The organism is Rhizobium sp. 05L419 (genome assembly GCF_056397845.1).
This window is the reverse complement of the sequence record NZ_JBFTOF010000057.1, coordinates 1-7473: the sequence shown is the minus strand read 5'-3', so window position 1 is coordinate 7473 and position 7473 is coordinate 1. Positions and strand designations below refer to the sequence as shown.

Here is a 7473-nt window from a genome sequence, read left to right as displayed (position 1 = left end):
GGGTAACAGCGGTGACGGACTTCCAGTGCGCAAACGCGCTTATGCGGTGCAGGTGGAGTACAAGCGCGGTGCGTTTTGTCCGAGGCGGCACGAAGAGATTGCGGACCGCGGAGAAAGCTGAGAGGAACCGTTGAAGGCTTCCAGTAGATCGAGATGTTTGCATCACCCGCTCCCGTTTTCGCAGCGGCAGATGCGAGTTTTCCGCTCGATTGTTCAACCCYTTGTGAGAACGGTGCTCRAGGGTTGGCATGATCTGGCGTTTTGCGGCGGCGTAAGATGGCAGCTTGTCGGTAATCATCCGCTTTGGCGCAACGCCCTGCTTTTTCAGCAGACGAACAAGCAAGCGTTTGGCAGCCTTGGTATTGCGGCGGTTCTGAACGATTTCGTCGAGCACATAGCCATCCTGATCGACGGCACGCCAGAGCCAGTGTTTCCTGCCGGCGATGGTTATGACGACTTCGTCCAGGTGCCAAATGTCGCTTGAGCTTGGCTGTTTCCTGCGCAGACGACGAGCATAGTCCGGACCAAACTTCTTGGCCCAACACCTGATCGTCTCGTAAGAAACAATGATCCCGCGCTCCAGCAGCATTTCCTCGACCAGACGCAGGCTGAGCGGAAACCGGAAATAGAGCCAAACCGCATGGGCAATGAGAAAGCGGTGACGTTTATAACTGACGGGCGATCGGGTCATGCTCCCCGGATATCAGGCCGATACTGATCGTGCGTTAACCTGACATCACCGACGAGCGAAAAGGCCGGGCCGATAGGTGGTGTAGCGGTTGAAGATCACGAGTCAGCCATCGCGCGAATTGTCATTTCAGTTGGCTTCCCGCGATCATGGACGCTTTTCTCAGCCGCTGGCATTGGCCTTTTCTTGGATTTTTGCGCATCGCGCGAGGAGTTCGTCGAAGGTCTCGGCCTCATCAAGAAGAAGGCCGTCTTCCAGCATCCGGGCGTAGTCCTGTTCGAGAGCCGCCCTCCCTTCGCCGGAGGGCGTCAGCTGCAACCCCCCGCCCACAGCCGCTTCATAGTCAATCGGCGTTTTGTCAGCCGCCTTCTCAGCGAAAAACATCGATTTATGCTGGGCCACGGACTTGGCCAGCTCGCGGTCAGCGATTGCGCTATCGGCGATGCCTATATCGTCGAGGCGAACGATATCGTGCCAATGGCGTGAAAAGCGCTCTCCGCGGAGCCGTTCCTGCAGACAGAAGACGTGGATCGCCGTCGTCTTTTCCCAGAACGTGCGTTCGGCATGCATGACCCGCGGTCTCGCGGTGGGAAACTCGATGCCATCGACAAGGCCTGCAGCGTCGCATGAAATGTCGCGAACGCTTGCCGGTTCTCCGGTCGATCGAGCCCCAAACTCCAGCATCACGCTTGGGGCGACATAGCCGGACCCTCCACCAATTGCTTCGTAGTCGATGAATAGCTTGTCGGCTTCGACCCGGACGGTGGCTGGAAGCGACTGGGCGCTGATCGCATCGACAATGAGCGGGCTCACGGTCTCGGATACCCAGACCGGCAAACGCTTGCGGACTTCGCTCGACCAGCGCTTTTCCTCGCTTCTGGTTTTCGGCAATGCCTCCTCGTTCTCGCCCACGAGATCATGAGCGAGCGCACGGATATCGTAGGTCAGGTCGACATCTTCCGAAAACCTGCGGATGGCGTTGTAGGCTTTCGACAAGGACGTGCCGCCTTTGAAGACAAGGTGGTTGCCGAGCGTCGTTTCATAAAGGGTCTGTAGCGCCCAGGCGACCCACGTGTCCTTTTCCAGGAGGTGGATCGGCCGCCCAGTTTTCTCCGCTGCGATCGCAAGAACTTCTCGTCGATCTTGCCGGGACAGTCGCGAAAACTGTTCAGCCATGAGCGGCCTTTCCGACACTGCGGGCAAGCCAGCTGGGAAACTGAGGGGCGGCGGCAACGAGTTCGCCGAACGCCTCTGCGGAAAGCTTCTGCTTGATGCTCGGAAGAGCCTCTTCGGCCTTTTCCGGACCGAGCCAGGCCAGCGCGCGGACAGCTAGGCCGGCAGGCTTGTTCGCCAAGGCGAGCTGCCATCGTGGCACGTGCTTCAACTCAACCGTCTGGCTGCCGACAGTCATGGTTCGGCTGCGGCCGGATGTGAAGTAGACGGACCGGATCGGAACCTGAGTGGATAGTCCCAGCGAGTTTGCAGCCGCAGCGCCATTCGAAACGATCACCTCGCCACGCTGATGTGCAACTGCTTCGACGGCTTGCTCGACCGTCGGCGGTCGGCTCCCGAAGCGGCTCTTAATCGCCTTGAGATAGATCCCACGACCAGCCCGAACGAGCTCGCCGCGTTCATATAGACGTGACAGTGCCTGGTCCACCGCGGCACGGTTTCCCAAATGCAGGAAGGCCTTTGCGGAAAGCGCCGTTCCCTCGGGCAGCTGTTCGGCATAGGCCATGATCTGTGTTGTCAGTCGTTGCATGGCAATTCTCCTGTCAGAAATATATGCAGTTTTCTGACAGTTTGCAATGTGGTGGCCCCCGCCTTTTTCTCTCCGACGGAGGTCTGGATAGGAAATTTTTCATTTTGCTTCTTGGGGTCGGAACAAGAGCTGCTCCAAATCGTACGCTTAGGCTCGGGACCCAGTAATCCATCGAGCCTGCACACCATCTTCAGGCGAAAATCGGCCCGAAAACCTCAAGGAGGCCACACACGGCCCGAGCTACGAGAATGGCCAACCTGGTGAACGAAAAATCAGGTGCGAAATTCGAACAAAACTCGGGACTTTTGTTACAAAGAGGTAGTGCCGTCATAAGCTCGTATCGACCGGCGGCTTAGCTGAGGGCACGATGCTTTCGGTTCATCAAGGAATTGCAATGACAATAATCCTCTATGATCCTGTCGGTTCCAGCGAGGACATCCGCTTTAGCCCTCATTGCTGGAAAACGCGTATGTCGCTTGCGCACAAGGGGCTTGAATTCCAGACCGTCCCGACGACTTTTGTCGGTGTGCCGCATGTCGAGAACGGTGTTTCCAAGACCATCCCCGTCATTCGCGACGGTGAGCGGGTCATTGCCGATTCCTTTGCAATCGCGCTCTACCTCGATGAAGTTTATTCAGATCGCCCCGCCTTGTTCGATGGCGATGGCGGCAGATCGATGGGCCGTTTCATCGAGCGGTGGTCTCAGCTCACGCTTCATCCCTATATCGGCGTGGCGACCCTGATGGAGGAAGTTGGCCTTCCGGAACCGGAAAGCGCCGCCTATTTCAGGAAAAGCCGCGAAGCTAAGTTCGGGCGAACACTGGAACAGGTTGCAAGAGATCGCGGCACGAAGCTTGCGGCCTTCCGCTTAGCCTTGGAGCCACTGCGCTCGATGTTGACTTATCAGTCATTTATTGGCGGCTCTTCGCCTCTCTTCCCCGACTATGTCGTGTTCGGGGCTTTCCAGTGGGTGAGGACGACAACGACGTTTCAGGTTCTGGAAGAAGACGACCCGGTGAACATCTGGTTTGAACGGTGTCTGGATTTGCACGATGGGCTCGGGCGATCATCCGCAAGCGCGGTGTCGATGGCGTTGGTAGGCGAAGAGGAAATTGTCGGTGTCTGATGCTCTTCTTAATCCAACCGCCGCCGCTGCCCTGCTCGACTTTTTTGCACTGGCCGAACGTCTCAAGACCGAGCTGCGCCATTCATGGTTATCGAATGGCCGGCAAGAGAGCGTGGCCGAACACACGCGGATGATGGCGCTCATGGCCGTCACTCTGGTGCCGACCCTCGAACATCCCGTCGATCTCGGCCATGTGCTCAAGCTCATCATTGTGCATGATCTTGCAGAAGTGAAGGTTGGGGACATTCCCGCTTTCGAGGTCTCCGATCGCAGGAACGCCAAGATGGAAGCGGAGCTGGCAGCCATTTCGGAGATTCAAGCGATGCTCCCCGAAGAGAGCGGCAGGCTCATTGCGTCGCTGTGGCACGAGTACGAGGCCGCGACCACGACGGAGGCGCGGCTCGCGCGGGCGCTCGATCACCTCGAAGTCCAGGCTCAGCATAATCTGGCAAGCATCGACACATGGGAGCCCATCGAACACGATCTGGTTTATACGAAGATGGATGACCGGTGCGCATATGACCGGGCATTACGGGATTTGGCTCAGGCTGTAAGAGCCCAAGCGGAAAGAAAACTCGCGGAGGATGGCTTCGACATCTCTGCTTTGCGGATCCGGCATGGCTTACCCCCGCAAGAACAGCAAGATTCGCAAATATCCTAACTTTTGATCGTACCTCAAGCCCGAGCGGGACGTGAACCTTCGTCGCGAATTCGCATGATAGTCTGCCGGCTGGTTACGAATTTCCTGGCGATCGCCGAAACGCTCATCCCTGTCTCGAGATCGTCGCGCACATCTTGCTTCTGCTTGTCGTTCAGCGTCGAGGGGCGGCCGGACGTCGATCAGACACGGTTCACGAACAAAAGCCTGCGGACGGTGCAGATGGCGGTGAAAGCCTGGCGTCAGGAAACGGCTCTTGAGATCCTTACTGGCGACTGGATGGCGATCACGCCGGCTCTTCCACCCGCCAAATCGTTTGGTAGCATTCTTCGGTGAGGCAATAGGGGGGGCAGTTTCTCATTTCGCCCGACACGTTATGGGCTTCGAGAACAAGGATGACGCGCTGAATATGCTTCTGGCCCTCAAGGAGCGACTAGGCAGTTTTGGCCTGGCGCTCCACGAAGGTAAGACGCGGCTGATCGAGTTTGGCCGGTTCGCGGCTTTGACTCGGCAGCGGCGTGGCGAGCGAAAGCCCGAGACCTTCGCCTTCTTGGGCTTCATTCACTATTGTGGAGTGACCCGTGATGGCAGGTTTATCGTAAAGCACAAGACGGAAGGGAAACGCCTGACGCGAAAGCCGAAGGCGTTGCGCGAGGGAGCATGGCGGCACATGCACATGGCGTTGACTACCCAGCACAAGTGGCTTGCCGCTGTGCTGCGTGGACACTACGGCTACTACGGCAGGCCGCATAACTATCCCGCGCTCAACGGTTTCTATCAGCAAACACGCCGCATATGGTTCCGCTGCCTGAGGCGGCGAAGTCAGAAGAGCCGGCGAATGAGTTGGTTGGAATTTGAAATCCTCACCGCACGCTTCGCGCTGCCAGTCCCACGTATTACTCGAACTTGGGCGCAGGCCAGGAGATGACGCGGGTTACTCTCGGGAAGAGCCGGGTGCGGGAAATCCGCCCGCCCGGATCTGTGAGGGCGAAGCCGAATGGCATAGCTACTCGACCACGATCCAAAACGCGGCAGTTAGCAAAGACCACCAAAAGCGACTTACGCATTTGAATTAAAAGAGCAATTACGTCCAGATTTCCGGAACTATGTAGGAATGCCTCCTTTAGTCCGACATCTTCTCGTGCCTCCGTTCGGCTGCGCCGCCGGCAACGGAACGCAATGGAAGTAACCTCCGTGTGCGATCTGCCGTAGCTGCCTGCCGGGGATCTCTACCGACGGAGATCCCCGGCGATCCATTGGACGATTGCCTTAACCCGTCGTGGCACGAATTCCCGTGACGGATGAACGGCGTGGATCGGCAGACTGTACTTGCCCCAATTGGCGAGCACCTCGGTCAGTCGCCCGGCACCGATGTCGTCCTCCACCAGAACCTCAGGTGCGTAGACGATGCCAGCGCCTTCCACCGCGGCAACGCGCATGGCTTCGCCGTTGTCGATGCCGATATTGCTGTTGATCTTTGCCGCCAGCATCTGTCCGTCCTTACCTTCGAAATGCCATTGATCGCGTGGGACAAGATTGAGGCTTAGGATGCAGCGATGCTGTTCCAACTGCTCGGGATGGGTCGGCACACCGTTCTTATCGAGATAGGCGGGCGAGGCGCAGCAGACGAAGCCATAGGTGCCGATCCTTCTTGCGATCAAGGAAGACGGCCGCAGGTGCGCCACCCGAATTGCTAGATCGTAGCCTTCCGAAATCAGGTCGACGTTGCGATCCGAAAGATTGAGCTCCAGGCTGACAGCAGGATGCTGGTTGGCAAAGCGGGCGATGGATGATGTGAGCCGCTTTACCCCGAGCGTCGTCGGTCCGCTGATGCGCAGATGACCGGATATCTCGTGGTTCTGCGGGCCGGCGATGTCGTTCAGCTCCTCCAGCTCATCGATGATCCGGCCTGCTTTCTCAAGAAAGCTGACGCCGATCTCGGTGAGCCGTTGCGTTCGCGTGGTGCGCTCGATCAGCTTGACACCATACTCAGCCTCCAAAGCCTGAATTCGCCGGCCAATCATGGCGGGCGACAGGTTGAGCCTTCTGGCGGCTTTGGCAAAACTGCCGGCCGTCGCCACGGCTACGTAGGTCTTCAAATTGGCAAGGTCGTTCATTCGATACTATTATGCAATTATGTATCACGCTTCAATGCCATTAAAGACGGGATCGTGGTCGGCTATATCGGGTCATTCAATCTGACAAAGGAAATGACCACATGAAAACTGCCATCATCGGAACTGGAAATATGGGTGCGGGTTTGGCCCGCCGCCTTGCCGGTAAGCGCGAYCTCATCCTCGCGTCGCGCAATGAGGCTGCGGCAAAGTCGCTCGCAGAGGAGATCGGCGCTTCGAGCGCCCCGATCGCCACGGCGGTAGCTGAAGCCGACATCGTGGTGCTCGCATTGCCCTATGGCTCCGCGCTCGAGTTCGCCGGTTCGGAAGCGCTGGAGGGTAAAATCCTAATCGATATCACCAATCCTCTGAAGCCTGATTTCTCGGGCTTGTTGTTTGCAAACGAAACATCGGCCGCCGAAGAGATCCAGCGCAATGCGAAGGGTGCGAAGGTCGTGAAGGCCTTCAACACGATCTTTGCCGAGCTTTTTGCTGCTTCCCCCGATCAGACCGTCAATATACCGGTCTTCCTGGCCGGTGACGACGACGCCGTCGAAACCTCCGCGGCGCTGGTGAAGGATGCCGGCTTCGCGGTCGAGAAGACGGGTTCGCTGGACGCTGCTCGCCTGCTCGAACCCCTGGGCATGCTCAACATCCGCCTCGGTTACGGTTTGGGTCGTGGGACGGGCATTGCCCCGAAATGGGCTATTGTCTAAGTCTGAGCCAGGGCCGGCAAGACCTAGCCCTACTTCACCGTGCTCACTGCGCACGGTGAAGTAGGGCTCTGAGGCCTTGTCTGCTGCCCAGGATCATGCCTGCACTGCTATTGGTGATGAGATCAACGACTCTGCTTGCCGTCGCGCCAATGGCGGTGATGCTGCCTCCGACATCGCCGGCGAAACATTGAGGAAGAGATTGTCCAAGGGCAGGTTATCTTCCCGCTCGAGCCTTACACACTTGTCGTTTGGCACTTAAACGGGGTCTTCCTCACTTTGTGTGGAGATCGGCCATTTTGATCGGCATCATTCGCGCTCTGAGAAGCTCTGGTCCCGCTCTGCCGTACATTGCGCGCTTAATCGTCTTCAGGCGGTTGATCTGACCTTCCGCCTGACCATTGCTCCAAGG

The 7473-nt window shown here is 57.8% G+C and carries 8 protein-coding genes and 1 pseudogene; 4 read left to right on the top strand and 5 right to left on the bottom strand.

The window, feature by feature from the left end:
* The 3 genes from AC1DMK_RS30645 to AC1DMK_RS30635 form a co-directional block, all read right to left on the bottom strand.
* The coding region (locus AC1DMK_RS30645) for an IS6 family transposase (protein WP_477863990.1) at window positions 1-691 on the bottom strand (691 nt) is incomplete at its 3' end.
* A gap of 159 nt (window positions 692-850) precedes the next feature.
* Entirely contained in the window at window positions 851-1864 is a 1014-nt protein-coding gene (locus AC1DMK_RS30640; protein WP_477863989.1) for a nucleotidyl transferase AbiEii/AbiGii toxin family protein, read from the bottom strand.
* Window positions 1857-2450, bottom strand: a complete 594-nt coding sequence (locus AC1DMK_RS30635; RefSeq protein WP_477863988.1) for a DUF6088 family protein — start codon at window positions 2448-2450, stop codon at window positions 1857-1859. Before AC1DMK_RS30635 ends, AC1DMK_RS30640 begins: the two co-directional genes overlap by 8 nt.
* A 394-nt stretch (window positions 2451-2844) precedes the next feature.
* On the opposite strand from AC1DMK_RS30635, the gene AC1DMK_RS30630 reads away from it, so the two are divergent.
* A complete protein-coding gene (locus tag AC1DMK_RS30630; protein WP_477863987.1) occupies window positions 2845-3576 on the top strand; it encodes a glutathione S-transferase family protein in 732 nt (243 codons plus the stop codon).
* Window positions 3569-4237, top strand: a complete 669-nt coding sequence (locus AC1DMK_RS30625) for an HD domain-containing protein (RefSeq protein ID WP_477863986.1) — start codon at window positions 3569-3571, stop codon at window positions 4235-4237. Before AC1DMK_RS30630 ends, AC1DMK_RS30625 begins: the two co-directional genes overlap by 8 nt.
* Before the next feature lie 14 nt (window positions 4238-4251).
* On the opposite strand, the pseudogene AC1DMK_RS30620 reads toward AC1DMK_RS30625, so the two are convergent.
* Window positions 4252-4407, bottom strand: a pseudogene (locus tag AC1DMK_RS30620) (helix-turn-helix domain-containing protein); the annotation flags it as partial.
* Between the two features lie 203 nt (window positions 4408-4610).
* Here AC1DMK_RS30620 and AC1DMK_RS30615 point away from each other — a divergent pair.
* The gene (locus AC1DMK_RS30615; protein WP_477863985.1) at window positions 4611-5162 is read left to right on the top strand and encodes an RNA-dependent RNA polymerase family protein; all 552 of its coding nucleotides are present in this window, start codon (window positions 4611-4613) and stop codon (window positions 5160-5162) included.
* A gap of 301 nt (window positions 5163-5463) precedes the next feature.
* Here AC1DMK_RS30615 and AC1DMK_RS30610 read toward each other — a convergent pair whose 3' ends face one another.
* On the bottom strand, window positions 5464-6351 hold the full coding sequence (locus AC1DMK_RS30610) for a LysR family transcriptional regulator (protein WP_477863984.1): 888 nt from the start codon (window positions 6349-6351) through the stop codon (window positions 5464-5466).
* 101 nt (window positions 6352-6452) lie between these two features.
* Here AC1DMK_RS30610 and AC1DMK_RS30605 point away from each other — a divergent pair, with 101 nt between their 5' ends.
* Entirely contained in the window at window positions 6453-7064 is a 612-nt protein-coding gene (locus tag AC1DMK_RS30605; protein WP_477863983.1) for an NADPH-dependent F420 reductase, read from the top strand.
* The last annotated feature ends 409 nt before the right edge of the window (window positions 7065-7473 follow it).